Origin of the sequence: Paraburkholderia sp. BCC1885, from assembly GCF_900996235.1 — a bacterium.
In the GTDB taxonomy this organism is placed as follows: Bacteria; Pseudomonadota; Gammaproteobacteria; order Burkholderiales; family Burkholderiaceae; genus Paraburkholderia.
On record NZ_CAAJGM010000208.1, the window covers coordinates 725,643 to 742,341 of the forward strand.

Here is a 16,699-nt window from a genome sequence, read left to right on the forward strand (position 1 = left end):
GATGCCAACCCTGTACTTCTCCGTTCTGTTCGCTGTCGCCGTCGTGGCGATGGTCTGCACCAAGCTCTGGCTCGCGTCGCGGCAAATCCGCTTCGTCGCGGCGCACCGCGAGCAGGTGCCGGGCCAGTTTGCGGCCACGATCGCCCTCACCGCGCACCAGCGCGCCGCCGACTACACCGTCGAACGCACGCGGCTTACGATGGTCGAGATCGTCGTCAGCGCGGCCGTGCTGATCGGGCTGACGCTGCTGGGCGGCGTGCAGGCGCTCGATCTGGCGATCTCCGGCTGGCTCGGACGCGGCTACCTCGGCCAGATCGGGTTGATCGCGGCGGTCATAGCGATTACCAGCGTGATCGATCTGCCGTTCGACTATTACCGTCAGTTCGGCATCGAAGAACGCTTCGGCTTTAATCGCATGGGCAAGGGCATCTTCTTCGCCGACCGCATCAAGGGCGCGCTGCTCGGCGCCGTTTTCGGGCTGCCGCTGCTGTTCGTCGTGCTGTGGCTGATGAACCAGGCCGGCAGCCTGTGGTGGCTGTGGACGTGGGTCGTGTGGGTGGTGTTCCAGTTGCTGGTGCTGGTGCTGTATCCCACCTTCATCGCGCCGCTCTTCAACAAGTTCGAACCGCTCAAGGACGAAGCACTGGTGAGCCGCATCGAATCGTTGATGAAGCGCTGCGGCTTCGCGGCCAAGGGGCTGTTCGTGATGGACGGCAGCCGCCGCTCGGCGCACGGCAACGCGTACTTCACCGGTTTCGGCGCGGCCAAGCGCATCGTCTTTTTCGACACGCTGCTCGCGCGTCTTTCGGGTAGCGAGATCGAAGCGGTGCTCGCGCATGAGCTCGGTCACTTCAAACGCCGTCACGTGATCAAGCGGATGGTAGTGATTTTCGCCGTCAGCCTCGTGATGCTCGCCTTGCTCGGCTGGCTCATGCAGTGCGTGTGGTTCTACGAGGGTTTGGGCGTGCGGCCGTCGCTGCTCGGCGGCAACAGCGGGCTCGCGCTGGTACTGTTCTTCCTCGCGCTGCCGGTGTTCCTGTTCTTCGTGACGCCGCTCAGCAGCCTCAGCTCGCGCCAACACGAATTCGAAGCCGACGCATTCGCCGCCACCCAAACCGACGCGCAGGATCTCGTCAACGCGCTCGTCAAGCTGTACGAGGACAATGCCTCCACGCTCACGCCGGACCCGCTCTACACCGCGTTCTATTATTCGCACCCACCGGCGTCGCAGCGGATTGACCGCCTGATGCGGCACGCATGAGCGGCCGCTCCCCGAAAGCGCCGCGCGCACCGTCCACGACGCGCGTGGGCGGCCTCGTGATCGCCGCGCACGGACGACACTATCTGGTGGCGCCGGAAGATGGCGGCGCGATGCTGCAGTGTTTTCCACGCGGCAAACGCAGCGAGGTGGCGGTCGGCGATCGCGTCCTGTACGAACCTACCTCGGCCGATCAGGGGGTGATCGTCGAGATCGGCGAGCGGCGCAATCTGCTGTACCGCTCGGACCAGTACAAATCGAAACTGTTCGCGGCCAATCTCGATCAGTTGCTGATCGTGCTCGCCACCGAGCCCCACTTCAGCGAGGATCTGCTCGGCCGCGCCCTGGTGGCCGCCGAGGCAAACGAGCTGAAGCCGCTGATCGTCCTGAACAAGACCGACGTCACCGCCGAGCTGGCGGGCGCACGCGCCCGACTCGCCCGTTATCAGGCACTCGGCTATACGGTGGTGGAACTGTCGATCAAGACCCAGCCTGACGCCGCGCGCGCCGCGCTCGAAGAACATCTGCATGGTCATGCCACGTTGCTGCTGGGACAGTCGGGGATGGGTAAATCGACCCTGGTGAATCTGGTGGTGCCCAACGCCGAGGTCGCCACCCGTGAAATCTCCACCGCCTTGAACAGCGGCCGCCACACGACCACGTTCACGCGGCTCTATCCGCTGCCGGATGGCGGAGCGCTGATCGACTCGCCGGGGTTCCAGGAGTTCGGGCTGCATCACCTCACTGAGGGCAAGCTCGAACGCGCGTTCCCGGAGTTCAGGCCGCTGCTGCCCAATTGCCGCTTCTATAACTGCCATCACTTGCAGGAACCCGGATGCGCGATTCTCGAAGCGGTCGCCGACGGCCGCATCGCGCCGGCACGGCACGCGCTCTATGCGCAGCTCGTGCACGAGGCGAGTCAGATCGTCCGTTGAGTTCAGCGCGGCATCTGGGCGATTGACCAGCCGCCGCCTTGCATACTTCATTTAATCAACCGCACTCACCCGCCACGGATCTCCCCTCATGATGAAACTGATGCGCGCGCCGAATCTGCTGATCGGACAGCATTGGATCAATGTGCTGGCGACGGCGGGGATTCCATGCGAGTTGCACAACCGCTATCTGAATGGCGCGCTAGGGGAGATTCCGGCGGATCAGTGCGCGCCGGAGTTGTGGCTGGTCGACGAACGCGACGAGATGATGGCGCGCAAGCTCATCGACGTGGCCGCGCATGGACCGGGCGCGGGCGCGCCGTCATGGCGCTGTGCTCAATGCGGCGAGACGCTGGAGGCGCAATTTACCGTGTGCTGGCAATGCGGGACGGCGCGTAATCCGCTGGACGGCTAAAGAGGGGACGGCGAGCAAACTCGCCACTTGGCAGCGGCGTCAGCTTCAGGCGAGCCACACGGCGATCGTCAGCATCAGCAGCAAAATCATCCACAGGATGACGGCGCGCCACACGAGCCCCACCGCCGATTGCAGCGTGCGCGGCGTGCAGTCGTCGCCGACCTGCATCGGACCGCCGTCACCCGTTGCCAGAGCGTCGAGGCTCGACGGTTCGGCGAGCGGCCCACTCAGACGTGCGCCGAGGGCGCCACTGCCCGCGGCGAGCAGCACGCCATCATTGCTGTCCGGCCATTGACGCGCGTGATTACGCCAGGCGTAAATGGCGTCCTCGAAGTTGCCGACAATCGCAAAGCCCAGCGACGTCAGCCGCGCCGGAATCCAGTCGATCACGAAGAAAGCACGCTGCGCAAAACTCGAAAACGCCACGGTGCGCTCGTCCGTCGGGCGGGCCCAGGTGCGCGCCAAATACTCGGCGATCCGGTACAGCACCGCGCCAGCCGGCCCCACCGGCACCAGGAACCAGAAAAATACGCCGAACACATGGCGGTGCGAAGCCACCACGGCGTGAATCAGGGTATGACGCACGATCTCGCTAACGGGCATGTCGACCGTATCGAGGCCGGTCCATTCATTGAGGATTTCCCGCGCGCGCGGTACGTCGTCGTTATTCAGCGCGAGGTGGATGTCCGTGAAGTAATGGCTGAACTGACGGAAACCAAGCGTGAAATAGACGATCACGATGTTCCACAGGAACGCCAGCACGAAGTTGATGTGATAAAGCACGTAGTAGACGAGCGCGACGGCAAGCGTCCACGGCACCACGACAACGAGCCACGCGAGCAGGCCATGCCTGGGTTTGCCGGCATCGAATCCGTGCGCCGCCGACTCCGCATGATATTGAAGCAACGCGGACACCGGATTGTTCGGCGATAGCGCGCGTACCTGTTCAATGATCAGAGCCAGCAATACGGAGAAAAAAGTCATGCGATGCGCCGTGCTTTTCGAGTTTTTACGATTGTTTTATAACGATAGCACAGGGTCGGATGCGACCGGGCACGCCGATGGTTGCAAAGCCGCGACACTCCGGGCCATTCGAACTGTTCCGCGGCCGTCATGCGGCGAGGAAGCGATAGAAGTTGCGTAACATGCCCGCCGTTGCGCCCCAGATGAAGTAGTGTCCGCCCGCATCGCCGCGTGGGTAGGGCATCGAAAAAAAGCGCCGTTCGCCGCCTTCCCAGCGCAGCACTCGCACCTCGTGATGAGACGGGTCCATCAGAAAGCGCAGCGGCACTTCGAAGACTTCCGCCACTTCCAGTGAATCGGCCTCGACCGTAAACGGCGGATGCACGAGCCCTACCACCGGCGTGACGCGAAAGCCCGTGCCGGTCAGATAGTCCGGTAGCGCGCCGAGCACTTCCACACGCTGCGGATCGAGGCCGACCTCTTCCTGCGCCTCGCGCAGCGCGGTGGCCGTCGCGTCGGCATCGAACGGTTCGTGGCGGCCGCCCGGAAAACTGATCTGGCCCGCGTGATCGTTGAGGTGGTCGGCCCGCTGCGTGAGCAGCACCGTGAGCCCTTCGTCACGCACCACCAGCGGCACGAGCACGGCTGCGACGCGCGGATCGCCGAACTCCTTCCAACGTGCGTCGCCCGGCTCTGCGGTCCATGACAGACGTTGCTCGAAGCGCGCGCGCAGCCCGTCGGGCGTCAGACGCACAGGAGCAACCGATGGCAGATCGCGGCCCGTCGATTCGACAGGCAGGTTTTCGGGTTCGAAGACAGGACGGGTCAACGGGATCTCAGGGGCGAGCTTGTAGAGGCAATGCCGCTATTTTGACCCAACAAAGAAAAAAGCACCCGCGAAGGGTGCTTTTTCTTACAGCTTTTACGCTCAGGAAGCAGCGCGGTCTTTCGAGACCAGCTTTTCCTTGATCCGGGCCGACTTGCCCGAACGGTCGCGCAGGTAGTACAGCTTCGCACGACGCACATCGCCACGACGCTTCACGACGATGCTTGCCAGCAGCGGCGAGTACGTCTGGAACGTACGCTCGACGCCTTCGCCCGACGAAATCTTACGGACGATGAACGACGAATTCAGACCACGGTTACGCTTGGCGATCACGACGCCTTCGTAAGCCTGAACACGCTTACGCGTGCCTTCAACCACGTTCACGCTGACGATCACCGTGTCGCCGGGGGCGAATTCGGGGATGGTCTTCTCGCCGAGGGCGCGCGCGATTTCTTCCTGCTCGAGTTTTGCAATCAGATTCATCACTGACTCCTAATGCCATCTTGTCGGCGTTCGTACCTGCCTCACAGAAACTGCTCGGCTACGGCCCCGATAGAGGATGGGTTCACATCAGGCACCGTACACGCATGTGCGGCGCCGCCTATTCGCTAGTGACACCGGGGCGTTACGCCTTCGATGCTTCCTTCGCGAGACTAGCAAGCCATGCCTCATCGGCACGGCTCAACATCTTGTTATTTCTGGCCTTCTCGATCAGATCGGGCCGCTTGCTGAGCGTGTTGCGCAGCGCTTCGCGTCGGCGCCACAGCTCGATTTCCGCATGATGCCCGCCGAGCAGCACATCGGGCACACGCACGCCTTCGTATTCCTCAGGACGCGTGTAATGCGGACAATCCAGCAGCACCTCGACGAAACTGTCCTGCACCGCCGATTGCGAGTCGTTCAGCACGCCAGGCAACTGACGCACCACGGCGTCCATCAAGGCCATGGCCGGCAGTTCGCCACCGGACAGCACGAAGTCGCCGAGACTGACTTCCTCATCCACGCAACGGTCGATCAAACGCTGATCGATCGCTTCGTAACGCCCGCACAGCACGATCAGGCCAGGCTCAGCGGCAAACTGCATGACCCGCTCGTGATTGAGCGTCGCACCTTGCGGGGACATCATCACGACGCGCGAGCCGGCGATGCCCTGCTCCGCCTGCGCGGCCTTCGCCGCCCCGATCGCATCTTCCAGCGGCCTGCCCAGCATCACCATGCCCGGGCCGCCGCCATACGGGCGATCATCGATGGTACGGTAGTTGTCGGTTGTGAAATCGCGCGGATTCCACGTGCGCAAACCGTAGCGCTCCTGCTTCGCCGCGCGGCTGGTGATACCCCAGTCGGTCAGCGCACGAAACATGTCAGGAAAGAGCGTAACGACATCGAACTGCATCGCTCTCTCCGTTATTGAGCTGGTTTAACGAGCTCGTTTAATAATCGGCTTCCCAATCGACGACAATCTGCTTCGCCGTCTGGTCCACCGTTTTGACATAGACACCGACGAACGGGATCAAACGCTCGCCCGCGGCCGGCTTGCCATCTTTGCCGGTAGTCGGATATTCGATGCGCAACACCGAGTGCGCACCGTTGTCGATCATGTCGGCCACCTTGCCGAGGGCAACCCCGGTCAGGTTCACGACATCCAGGCCGAGCAGATCGACCCAGTAAAACTCGTCAGCATCCAGCGCCGGGAAGTCGCTGCGGCAGATATACACCTGCGTGCCACGTAGCGCGAGCGCCTCGTCGCGGTCAGCCGTGCCGCCCAGATGGGCCACAATGCTGTCGCTATGAATTTTGGCCTGCAACGCCGGCGCCGAACTGCGCTCGCGGCCTTTCATCAGCCACCAGCGCTTCGCGCTCAGCAACGCGTCGCCACCACGCCCGGCATCCGCATGCGCGGCCACCTTGATCCAGCCCTTGAGGCCGTATGCGTCGACGATCGCGCCTACTTCGACAGCGTCCTCCGGCCAGCTTTCCGCCGTTTCGGCGCGCATGACTGCAGCGCCCGATTCGACCACGGCTTCCGGTTTTGCTTTGCTCGGGGCGCGTTCGACCGGCTTGCGGACGAATGCGCCGAACGGTGCCTCAGCCGCTGCCGGGCTTGCTGCCCGGACACGCGGACCCGCCTTGGCGCGACCTGAACTTCCCGAATCACGCTCAGACATGAAAACACCTCAAGACGAAGCTCGCTGCCATCTTCGACGTCTGCTGTTTCTGTAAAACATGCAGCAAAACTCGCGCATCGGACACCTCGGGCAAGCTGCGCGAGCCGCCGGCGATGCACATGCTGGCTACCATTAAGCAGCCGGCTGCGCCTTTTGCGCTTCCTTCACGAGACGCTCGACTGTCGGCGACAGTTGCGCGCCAACGCCTTGCCAATACGTCAGGCGGTCTTGAGCGATACGCAGCGATTCACCCTTCGTAGCGACCGGGTTGTAGAAACCAACGCGTTCGATGAAGCGGCCGTCACGACGGTTACGCGAATCGGTTGCGACGATGTTGTAGAACGGGCGCTTCTTGGAGCCGCCACGAGCCAAGCGGATGATGACCATACTAGAATCCTTGAAAACCGGGGTTCGGAACCACTGAAACAGGCGATTATAGCGGGAAACCGAAGCCATAACAAACACTTACCGGGATAAACTGCGATTCGCGGTTGCGCCGGCCATACAGTCCGGCCAGCCGGGGCTTGTCGGACGGCACGAATTCTCCCCTTCAGGAACCGATATGCCCGCCGCGGCGCCCCCGGCGTAGAATGCGCCTCGGCCCGCGCACCGTTGCGCGCCAGTGATCCAGACCGCCTGCCACCCAACTGCCGCCCATGTCCACCCGCGTTTCGAATTCCCCGCGTTTCAGGTCCAAGACGATGACCGCCGCGCTGGCCTTTTTTCTTGGCAGCCTCGGCGCGCATCGCTTCTATCTGTATGGAAAGCGCGACGTCTACGGCTGGCTCCATCTGCTCGGCACGCTGCTCGGCATTCCGGGAGTTCTGCTGCTGATCGGCAGCGAGCGGACTTCGGCGCTCGGCTGGGTGCTGACGGTTCCGGGCGCGATCTCGCTCTTTGCGGCGTTCCTTGCGGCGATGGTCTACGGCCTGCGTCCCGATGAAAAATGGGACGCGCAATTCAATCCGCAGAGCCAGCAACGCAGCCGCTCCGGCTGGAGCGTGATCTTCGTGGTGATCTTTTCGCTCTTCATCGGCGCCATGCTGCTGATGACCGGGCTCGCCGTGACGTTCCAGACCTATTTCGAATCACAGGTTCCGGCGGACAAGACGCCATCGCAGTAACCGGCAGGCGGCCATGCCGCCGTTCTGGTACCGGCTCGCTATCTAGAACAGTTTCATTTGCGGATCGTCGCGCGCCGGGGTCAATGGCGCGGCCGGCGCGGCGCGCACAAAGTGCGACATATCCAGAATGCCATGCCGGCGCTCGTTCAGACCGAGCCTGCGCGCCGCTTTGTGAAAGCGCTGCCTGAGCAGATCGGCCCACGCACCCTCACCCTTCATGCGCGTCGCGAAGTTCGCGTCGTAATCCTTGCCGCCGCGCATGTCACGCACACGGCTCATCACGCGGTCGGCGCGATCCGGAAAATGCGCCGCCAGCCAGTCTTTGAAAAGCGGCGCCACCTCCCAGGGCAGACGCAGCACGATATAGCTCGCATTGCTCGCCCCGGCTTCGGCGCAGGCCTCCATGACCCGCTCCATATCCGGTTCCGTGACGAACGGAATCACCGGCGCGATGCTCACGCCCACCGGGATGCCGGCTTCGGTGAGCGTGCGGATGGTGCGCAAACGGCGTGACGGCGTGGCCGCGCGCGGTTCGAGCGTGCGCGCGATTTCGGCGTCCAGCGTCGTGATGGTGACGGCCGCCATGAACTGCCCACGCGCTGCCATGGGCGCCAGCAGATCCAGATCGCGCTCGATCAGCGACGACTTCGTAATGGCCGCGAACGGATGGCCGCGCTCATGCAGCACCTCGATAACCCGCCGGGTGAGCCGCAACTCACGCTCGACGGGCTGCCATGCGTCGGTATTGACGCCCAGCGCGATCGGCTCGGGCACATATGACTTCTTCGATAGCTCGCGCTCCAGCAGTTCCGGCGCGTTGACCTTGGCGTAGATGCGGCTCTCGAAATCGAGCCCCGGCGACAGCCCCAAATAACTATGTGTAGGCCGCGCGAAGCAGTAGATGCAGCCATGCTCACAGCCCCGGTACGGATTGAGCGACACGCTGAACGGGATATCCGGCGACGCGTTGCGGTTCAGAATGCTCTTAGCCTGCTCGCTGAAGACCTGCGTGCGCAACGCGGGCGAGCCGCCCTCTTCGTCCTCGTGCAGCATCCAGCCGTCGTCGACCGCTTCGCGCTGGTCGACTTCATAACGGCCCTGCAGGTTCGTAACGGCGCCGCGCCCTTTGCGTGGCACGGGCGGTGCGATGGGATATTCGGGGACGGAGTCGGTCACGGTAAGATCCAGCACAAGCGGACAACAAAAAGGCGCAACAATACTGTACAAATATACAGTGTTTACGCCATTTGTCGAGCCCTGTCTTCAGCCGGTCGCCGCAGCTTACTCGCCCACCGCAATCGTCAAGGTTTCCTTGATTTCTTCCATCACCACATAGCTCTTCGACTGCACCGCGCCCGGCAGTTGCAGCAGAATGTCGCCCAGCAGCTTGCGGTAATCAGCCATCTCGCCAATGCGCGCCTTGATCAGATAATCGAAGTCGCCCGAGACCAGATGGCACTCCAGCACCTCGGGAATCTTCTGCACCTCGCGGCGAAACTGGTCGAACATGTTGCCGCTTTTGTGGTCGAGCGTGATCTCGACGAACACCAGTAGCGCCGCGCCCAGCTCGGCCGGGTTCACGCGCGCGTGATAGCCGGTGATGACGCCGTCGCGCTCCATGCGCTTGACCCGTTCGATGCACGGCGTCACCGACAGCCCGACCTGCTCCGCGAGGTCTTTCATCGCCATCCGGCCGTCCTGCTGCAGCAGCCTGAGAATCTTGTGATCGAGCTTGTCGAGAGCGCGGATCGGTTGACGTTGGGTTCGCATGGTGTTTCTACTAAAAATCTCAAAAATACAATAACAAAACCTGCCGTTCTCTAAATAGTATAGCGGTTAACACTGGGCTGAAAGCGTATCACCTCGTTAATCGAATCATCCGCAAACGAGCTGAGCCATCCACGGACGCGCAAGCCCCAAAGAACCTTCTGGAGCAGCTATGCGAGTCGTCGTTTTGGGCAGTGGCGTGGTCGGAGTGACGAGCGCTTATTATCTGGCGCGCGCCGGTCATGAAGTGACGGTGATCGACCGCGAAGCCGGTCCGGCACAAGAAACGAGTTTTGCCAACGCGGGCCAGATCTCGCCTGGCTACGCCTCGCCGTGGGCCGCTCCGGGCGTGCCGTTGAAGGCCGTCAAATGGATGTTCCAGAAACACGCACCGCTCGCCATCCGCCTCGACGGCACGCAATTCCAGCTGCAGTGGATGTGGCAGATGCTGCAGAACTGCACGTCCTCGCGCTATGCGGTGAACAAAGGCCGCATGGTGCGTCTTGCCGAATATAGCCGCGATTGCCTGCAGGCGCTGCGCGCCGACACCGGCATCCAGTACGAAGGCCGCACCGGCGGCACGCTGCAGGTGTTCCGCACACAGCAGCAATTCGACGGCGCGGCGAAAGACATCGCCGTGCTGAAAGACGCCAACGTACCGTATGAACTGCTGACGTCGGCCGAACTGGCGCGCGCTGAACCCGCGCTCGCCGCGACCGCGCACAAGCTGACCGGCGGCCTGCGTCTGCCGGGCGATGAAACCGGCGACTGCCAGCTCTTCACCACGCGCCTCGCAGCTTTGGCCGAAGAGCTGGGTGTGACGTTCCGCTACAACACGCCGATCGACGCGCTCGCCACGACCGGCGGCCGGATCGCCGGCGTGCAATGCGGCGCCGAATTGCTGCGCGCCGACGCGTTTGTCGTGGCGCTCGGTTCGTATTCGACCCGGTTCCTCACAGACATCGTCAAGATTCCGGTCTATCCGCTCAAGGGCTATTCGATCACGGCGCCTATCGTCGACGCGGCGGCCGCGCCGGTGTCGACCGTGCTCGATGAAACCTACAAGATCGCCATCACGCGTTTCGACGACCGGATTCGCGTCGGCGGCATGGCGGAGATCGTCGGCTTCGACAAGTCGCTGCGCGAGGCACGCCGCGAGACGCTCGAAATGTGCGTCAACGATCTGTTCCCCGGCGGCGGCGATACGGCCAAGGCCAGCTTCTGGACCGGCCTGCGTCCGATGACGCCGGACGGCACGCCGATCGTCGGCCGCACGCCCCTCTCCAATCTGTTCCTCAACACCGGCCACGGCACGCTCGGCTGGACCATGTCGTGCGGCTCGGGGCAACTGCTCGCCGATCTGATCTCGGGCAAGCAGCCGGCGATTCAGTCGGACGATCTGTCAGTGCATCGCTACCTGGGCGAGACGCGAGGTGCGGGACGTCCGGCTTTTGCCTGAGTCATTGTCTTTCTTAGGCGATTCTGGCCATAGCAGCGAAGTCATTCCGACAGAACAAAAACGGCACCTTCTCAGGTGCCGTTTCTATTGGCAATTGGCAGCGCCATCTGACAAAGCCCGGCGTCAGAACTGATCCTCTGCCAGCGCCAGCACGCCCTCGTCCCCCTTCGCGCTGACCACTGCCGCTTCCAGCGCCGACGCCTGCGGCAGCACGTGCTCCGCGTAGAACTGCGCGGTGGCGATTTTCGCGCCGTAGAACGACGGATCGTCCGCGCGCTTTTCCTGCGCCGCGAGCAACGCACGCGCCATCTGCCAGCCGCCCAGCACGATGCCCGCCAGCTTCAGATACGGCACGCTGCCGGCAAACACCGCATTCGGATCGCGCTTTGCCTGGGTCACGACAAACTCCACCACCGCGGCGAGCGAGTCGTGGCCTAGCGCGAGATACTTCCTCATCGACTCGAACGCCGCGCCCTGCTGCGCCCCCAGCGCCTCGACGGTCCCGGCAATCCCGGCCAGCAGCGACTTCGCCACCGCCCCGCCGTCACGCAAGGTCTTGCGGCCAATCAGGTCGTTCGCCTGGATCGCGGTGGTGCCTTCGTAGATCGGCAAAATGCGCGCGTCGCGATAATACTGGGCCGCGCCGGTTTCCTCGATGAAACCCATGCCGCCGTGCACCTGCACACCGAGGCTCGCCACGTCGATCGACAATTCCGTGCTCCAGCCCTTCACGATCGGCACGAGGTATTCGTAGATGGCCTGATGCTCGCTGCGCTTCGCCTCGTCCGGGTGACGATGCGCGATATCGCAATGCGCCGCGGCCACGTAGGCCAGCGCGCGCGAGGCCTCGGTCAGGCCACGCATCGTGGCGAGCATGCGGCGCACGTCCGGGTGATGAATGATCGACACCGATTGCCTGGCGGAACCGTCCACCGGCCGGCTCTGCACGCGGTCCTTCGCATACGCCGCCGCTTTCTGATACGCGCGGTCCGACACGCCCACACCCTGCATGCCCACCGCGAAACGCGCGGCGTTCATCATGATGAACATGTACTCGAGGCCGCGATTTTCTTCGCCGATCAGATGACCGAGCGCGCCGCCGTGATCGCCGAATTGCAGCACGGCCGTCGGGCTCGCCTTGATGCCGAGCTTGTGCTCGATCGACACGCAATGCACGTCGTTACGCGCGCCGAGCGAGCCGTCCTCATTGACGAGAAACTTGGGCACGATAAAGAGCGAAATGCCCTTCACGCCTTCCGGCGCGCCCGGCGTGCGCGCCAGCACGAGATGGGCGATGTTCTTCGCCATGTCGTGCTCGCCCCACGTAATAAAAATCTTGGTGCCGAACAGCTTGAACGAGCCGTCGCCCTGCGGCTCGGCGCGCGCGCGCACCAGTGCGAGATCGGAGCCGGCCTGCGGCTCGGTGAGGTTCATCGTGCCGGTCCATTCGCCGGAGATCAGCTTCGGCACATAGGTCTGTTTCTGCGCTTCGGTGCCGGCCGTCAGCAGTGCTTCGATCGCGCCATCGGTCAGCAACGGACACAAGGCAAACGAGAGATTCGAGGCATTGAGCATTTCGACGCACGGCGTCGCGATCAGCTTCGGCAGCCCCTGCCCTTCGTAGTCCAAAGGATGCTGCACGCCTTGCCAGCCACCCTCGGCGAATTGCCGGAACGCCTCGGCAAACCCCGGCGTCGCGGTAACCTCGCCGTCCTTCCAGCTACTCGGGTTGCGGTCGCCTTCGACGTTCAACGGCGCCAGCACTTCGCCGCACAGCCTGGCCGACTCCTCGAGCACGGCTTGCGCGGTGTCGAGATTGGCATCTTCGAAGCCGGGCAGCTTCGCGATGTCTTCGAGTCCGGCCAGTTCTTTCATCACGAACAGCATGTCCTTGACGGGCGCCGTATAGCTCATTTTGGTTCTCCTCCTGCCTGCGATATAAAAAGGGACGCCGGACTATGGGTCCCTGCGTCCCTTTATGTGCTGCCAGACGCCTTATTGCGGCGTTCCCGGCTTTAGCCCAGCTCGGTTACCAGTTCCGGCACGACCGTGAACAGATCGCCGACCAGACCGTAATCGGCGACGCTGAAAATCGGCGCTTCCGGGTCTTTATTGATGGCGACGATGACCTTCGAGTCTTTCATGCCGGCCAGATGCTGGATGGCGCCTGAAATGCCCACGGCCACGTACAGTTGCGGCGCGACGATCTTGCCGGTCTGGCCGACCTGATAGTCGTTCGGCACGAAGCCGGCATCGACGGCGGCGCGCGACGCGCCCAGCGCCGCGCCCAGCTTGTCGGCCAGGGGCTCGAGCACCTTGGTGTAGTTCTCGCCGCTGCCGAGACCGCGACCACCCGAAACGATGATCGACGCCGAGGTCAGTTCCGGACGGTCCAGCTTCGTCACTTCGCGGCTAACGAACTGCGACAGGCCGCTATCCGCCGCGGCTTCGATCTTCTCGACCGCCGCGCCGCCGCCTTCTGCCGCGACCGGGTCGAAGCCGGTGGTACGCACCGTGATGACCTTGATCGGATCAGCCGATTGCACCGTGGCGATTGCATTGCCCGCGTAGATCGGGCGCTCGAACGTGTCGGCGGAATCCACGGCGGTGATGTCGCTGATCTGCGCGACGTCGAGCTTCGCGGCGATGCGCGGCGCGATATTCTTGCCGTAAGCGGTAGCCGGCGCGAGGATATGCGAGTAGTCCTTCGCAATGTTCAGCACCGTGGCTTCGACGTTTTCCGCGAGGCCCGCTTCGAGTTGCGGCGCGTCGGCCAGCAATACCTTGGCAACACCTGCCACCTTCGCTGCCGCGTCGGCCGCGCCTTGCGCGTTGTGGCCGGCGACCAGCACGTGCACGTCGCCGCCAATCTTCGCGGCCGCCGCCACCGTGTTCAGCGTCGCCGCTTTCAGCGACGCGTTGTCGTGTTCCGCAATTACCAGAATCGTCATTTCGTCCGTCTCCTCTTACAGCACCTTGGCTTCGGTCTTCAGCTTCTCGACCAGCGTCTTTACGTCAGCGACCTTCACACCAGCGCTGCGCTTCGCGGGCTCGACCACCTTCAGCGTCTTCAGGCGCGGCGTCACGTCGACACCCAGGTCTTCGGGCTTGAGCGTTTCCAGCGGCTTTTTCTTCGCCTTCATGATGTTCGGCAGCGTCACATAACGCGGCTCGTTCAGGCGCAGGTCGGTGGTGATGACGGCGGGCAGCGCCAGCGACAGCGTTTCCGCGCCGCCATCCACTTCGCGCGACACCGTCGCCTTGCCGTCGGCCACCACCACTTTCGATGCAAACGTGGCTTGCGGCAAATTCGCCAATGCAGCCAGCATCTGGCCGGTCTGGTTCGAATCGTCGTCGATCGCCTGCTTGCCGAGGATCACGAGCGACGGCTGTTCCTTGTCGAGCAGCGCCTTGAGCAGCTTGGCCACCGCCAGCGGTTGCAGGTCTTCGTTCGACTCGATCAGGATGGCGCGATCCGCGCCGATTGCCAGCGCCGTGCGCAGCGTTTCCTGCGACTGCGTCACGCCCGCCGAAACGGCGATCACTTCCGTCGCCACGCCCGCTTCCTTCAGACGCACCGCCTCTTCCACGGCGATCTCGTCGAACGGGTTCATCGACATCTTTACATTTGCGATGTCGACGCCCGTGCCGTCCGACTTGACCCGGACTTTCACGTTGTAATCGACCACTCTCTTGACTGGCACCAGGATTTTCATGCACACGCTCCAAAGTTACGAATACGTCAACCCAACGGACATTATAGCGACTGCCCTTTTACGACAGCCGCGTCGCGGGCTGGTTTTACATCGAGGATAGCGCTCCTCAGCGGCGTGACAGCAATAACGAACGGTCGTTCTATTTTAATCCCGAAAAAACCCGGGCGACAACCCCGGGTCCCGACTTCCGACTCTAATTCATCATTTGCCATCGATGACGGTTGTGGTGCTGGGCCGCGCGCCGGGCGCGGCAGCCAGTTTCAGAACCCAACGACATTGCATGACCGCCCCCTCGCAATCTCGCCAGGCGGCGGTCGATAACCCCGTGCTTATTTATGGCTCAGACGGCGCACGAGCCAATCGCCGAACGACTGCACCAGTTGCACGAACACAATCAGGATCAGCACGACGGTCCACATCACGTCCGGCTCGTAGCGCTGATAGCCGTAGCGAATGCCGAGGTCGCCAAGACCGCCGCCGCCGATTGCGCCCGCCATCGCCGAGTAGCCGACCAGCGAGACGAAGGTGATCGTCAGACCCGCGACCACGCCGGGCCACGATTCCGGCAGCAGCACCTTGAAGACGATCTGGCTGGTGGTCGCGCCCATGGCCTGCGCGGCTTCGATCAGGCCGCGGTCCACTTCGCGCAAGGCCGTTTCGACCAGACGCGCGATGAACGGCGCGGCGGCGATCGTCAGCGGCACGACGGCCGCGGCGGTGCCGATGGACGAACCCACCACCAGCCGCGTGAACGGAATCACCGCCACCAGCAAGATGATGAACGGCGTCGACCGCACCGCGTTGATGACGACGCCCATCGTGCGATTCAGCGCGACGTTCTGCAGGACACCCTGGCGATCCGTCAGATACAGCAGCACGCCGAGCGGCAAACCGACCAGTGCGCCGACGAGCCCCGAGATGCCCACCATGATGAGCGTCTCCCAGAACGACTGGACGAACATATCGAACATTTCACTCAACATGGGACATCTCCTCCACCACCACACCCTGTTCGCGCAGATACGCCAGCGCCTGCGCCACCTTCAGCGGTTCGCCGCCCGCCAGCACCGCGAGCGAGCCGAACGCCTGCCCCTGGATCTCGTCGATCTGGCCGTGCAGGATGTTGAAGTCGAGTTCGTAACGGCGGATGGTCTCCGAGAGGATCGGCTGATCGACGCCTGTGCCGGTGAAGGCGAGACGCAGCAGATGCCCGCGGCCTGTCTTCAGGCGCTCGGCGACGCGCGCCTTCAGTGCCGGCGGCAACTCCTGGGCGATCACGTCGCCGATCAGCGCGCGCGTCACTTCGTGATGCGGTTGCAGGAATACGTCGATGACCTTGCCGTGTTCGACGACCCGGCCGGCATCGAGCACCGCGACGCGGTCGCAGACCTGCTTGATGACGTCCATCTGATGCGTGATCAGCACGATGGTCAGGCCGAGTTCGCGATTGATGCGCCTGAGCAGGTCGAGAATCGAGCGGGTGGTTTCCGGGTCGAGCGCCGAGGTGGCTTCGTCGGACAGCAAGACCTTCGGCTTGCTCGCCAGCGCCCGGGCGATCCCCACGCGCTGCTTCTGGCCGCCGCTGATCTGCGCCGGATAGCGGTCTTTCTGCGCCGAGAGCCCGACGAGTTCGAGCAGCGGCAACACATTGGCCTCGATCTCGTCACGCTTCAGTCCCGCCAGTTCGAGCGGCAGCGCGACGTTCTCATACACCGTGCGCGACGAGAGCAGATTGAAATGCTGGAAGATCATGCCGATCTCACGACGCGCCTCGCGCAATTGCGCGGCGGACAGCGTGGTGAGATCGCGGCCGTTGACGACGATGTTGCCTTCGGTGGGGCGCGTCAGCAGGTTGATGGTGCGCACGAGCGTGCTCTTGCCGGCGCCGCTGCGGCCGATAATGCCGAACACCTCGCCCGCCGGAATCGACAGGTCGACGTTATGCAGCGCCTCGATCCAGCCGCGCGGGCCGGCAAAACGCTGGGAGATATTGCGAATTTCGATCATGGAAAAACCAAACGGCGGGGCTGCCAGCGAGCGTGAATGCGCTCCCGGCAAGCGGCCGCCGTTGCTT

Annotated in this window: 18 protein-coding genes; 5 read left to right on the forward strand and 13 right to left on the reverse strand. The window is 63.3% G+C overall.

Annotated elements, in window-relative coordinates; translation table 11 throughout:
* Nucleotide 1 precedes the first annotated feature (1 nt).
* From FQ755_RS21875 to FQ755_RS21885, 3 genes are all read left to right on the forward strand, one after another.
* Nucleotides 2–1,261, forward strand: a complete 1,260-nt coding sequence (locus FQ755_RS21875; RefSeq protein WP_144156885.1) for a M48 family metallopeptidase — start codon at nt 2–4, stop codon at nt 1,259–1,261.
* Nucleotides 1,258–2,193, forward strand: a complete 936-nt coding sequence (rsgA, locus tag FQ755_RS21880) for a ribosome small subunit-dependent GTPase A (protein ID WP_144156887.1) — start codon at nt 1,258–1,260, stop codon at nt 2,191–2,193. Before FQ755_RS21875 ends, rsgA begins: the two co-directional genes overlap by 4 nt.
* A 91-nt stretch (nt 2,194–2,284) precedes the next feature.
* A complete protein-coding gene (locus tag FQ755_RS21885) occupies nt 2,285–2,605 on the forward strand; it encodes a putative signal transducing protein (protein ID WP_144157116.1) in 321 nt (106 codons plus the stop codon).
* A 45-nt stretch (nt 2,606–2,650) separates the two neighbouring features.
* On the opposite strand, the gene FQ755_RS21890 is transcribed toward FQ755_RS21885, so the two are convergent.
* The 6 genes from FQ755_RS21890 to rpsP all read right to left on the reverse strand — a co-directional run bounded on the left by FQ755_RS21890 (nt 2,651) and on the right by rpsP (nt 6,946).
* On the reverse strand, nt 2,651–3,589 hold the full coding sequence (locus FQ755_RS21890) for a CobD/CbiB family protein (protein ID WP_144156889.1): 939 nt from the start codon (nt 3,587–3,589) through the stop codon (nt 2,651–2,653).
* Between the two features lie 127 nt (nt 3,590–3,716).
* Nucleotides 3,717–4,397, reverse strand: coding sequence for a CoA pyrophosphatase (locus FQ755_RS21895; protein WP_144156891.1), 681 nt, complete (start codon nt 4,395–4,397; stop codon nt 3,717–3,719).
* 99 nt (nt 4,398–4,496) lie between these two features.
* On the reverse strand, nt 4,497–4,877 hold the full coding sequence (gene rplS / locus FQ755_RS21900; RefSeq protein ID WP_074263789.1) for a 50S ribosomal protein L19: 381 nt from the start codon (nt 4,875–4,877) through the stop codon (nt 4,497–4,499).
* Between the two features lie 142 nt (nt 4,878–5,019).
* Nucleotides 5,020–5,787 (reverse strand): tRNA (guanosine(37)-N1)-methyltransferase TrmD, encoded by a 768-nt coding sequence (gene trmD / locus FQ755_RS21905; RefSeq protein ID WP_144156893.1) that lies wholly within the window; start codon nt 5,785–5,787, stop codon nt 5,020–5,022.
* A gap of 37 nt (nt 5,788–5,824) precedes the next feature.
* Entirely contained in the window at nt 5,825–6,559 is a 735-nt protein-coding gene (rimM, locus tag FQ755_RS21910; RefSeq protein ID WP_144156895.1) for a ribosome maturation factor RimM, read from the reverse strand.
* A 132-nt stretch (nt 6,560–6,691) separates the two neighbouring features.
* Entirely contained in the window at nt 6,692–6,946 is a 255-nt protein-coding gene (gene rpsP, locus FQ755_RS21915; protein ID WP_006050280.1) for a 30S ribosomal protein S16, read from the reverse strand.
* 269 nt (nt 6,947–7,215) lie between these two features.
* On the opposite strand from rpsP, the gene FQ755_RS21920 reads away from it, so the two are divergent.
* Complete coding sequence (locus FQ755_RS21920; RefSeq protein ID WP_144156897.1) at nt 7,216–7,683, forward strand: TM2 domain-containing protein; 468 nt, start codon at nt 7,216–7,218, stop codon at nt 7,681–7,683.
* 42 nt (nt 7,684–7,725) lie between these two features.
* Here the strand turns inward: FQ755_RS21920 and FQ755_RS21925 are convergent, their stop codons facing one another.
* Both FQ755_RS21925 and FQ755_RS21930 read right to left on the reverse strand, forming a co-directional pair.
* Nucleotides 7,726–8,859 (reverse strand): PA0069 family radical SAM protein, encoded by a 1,134-nt coding sequence (locus FQ755_RS21925; RefSeq protein WP_260858763.1) that lies wholly within the window; start codon nt 8,857–8,859, stop codon nt 7,726–7,728.
* Between the two features lie 105 nt (nt 8,860–8,964).
* On the reverse strand, nt 8,965–9,453 hold the full coding sequence (locus FQ755_RS21930; protein WP_074300378.1) for an Lrp/AsnC ligand binding domain-containing protein: 489 nt from the start codon (nt 9,451–9,453) through the stop codon (nt 8,965–8,967).
* A 169-nt stretch (nt 9,454–9,622) separates the two neighbouring features.
* On the opposite strand from FQ755_RS21930, the gene FQ755_RS21935 reads away from it, so the two are divergent.
* Nucleotides 9,623–10,909, forward strand: a complete 1,287-nt coding sequence (locus FQ755_RS21935; protein WP_144156899.1) for a D-amino acid dehydrogenase — start codon at nt 9,623–9,625, stop codon at nt 10,907–10,909.
* A gap of 123 nt (nt 10,910–11,032) precedes the next feature.
* Here FQ755_RS21935 and FQ755_RS21940 read toward each other — a convergent pair whose 3' ends face one another.
* The 5 genes from FQ755_RS21940 to FQ755_RS21960 form a co-directional block, all read right to left on the reverse strand.
* Complete coding sequence (locus tag FQ755_RS21940) at nt 11,033–12,823, reverse strand: acyl-CoA dehydrogenase (protein WP_144156901.1); 1,791 nt, start codon at nt 12,821–12,823, stop codon at nt 11,033–11,035.
* Nucleotides 12,824–12,924: 101 nt separating this feature from the next.
* Entirely contained in the window at nt 12,925–13,860 is a 936-nt protein-coding gene (locus FQ755_RS21945; RefSeq protein ID WP_144156903.1) for an electron transfer flavoprotein subunit alpha/FixB family protein, read from the reverse strand.
* 15 nt (nt 13,861–13,875) lie between these two features.
* Entirely contained in the window at nt 13,876–14,625 is a 750-nt protein-coding gene (locus tag FQ755_RS21950; protein ID WP_144156905.1) for an electron transfer flavoprotein subunit beta/FixA family protein, read from the reverse strand.
* Between the two features lie 329 nt (nt 14,626–14,954).
* Complete coding sequence (locus FQ755_RS21955) at nt 14,955–15,608, reverse strand: methionine ABC transporter permease (RefSeq protein ID WP_144156907.1); 654 nt, start codon at nt 15,606–15,608, stop codon at nt 14,955–14,957.
* Entirely contained in the window at nt 15,598–16,632 is a 1,035-nt protein-coding gene (locus FQ755_RS21960; protein WP_144156909.1) for a methionine ABC transporter ATP-binding protein, read from the reverse strand. The genes FQ755_RS21955 and FQ755_RS21960 overlap by 11 nt, the downstream gene beginning before the upstream one ends.
* Nucleotides 16,633–16,699: the final 67 nt, after the last annotated feature.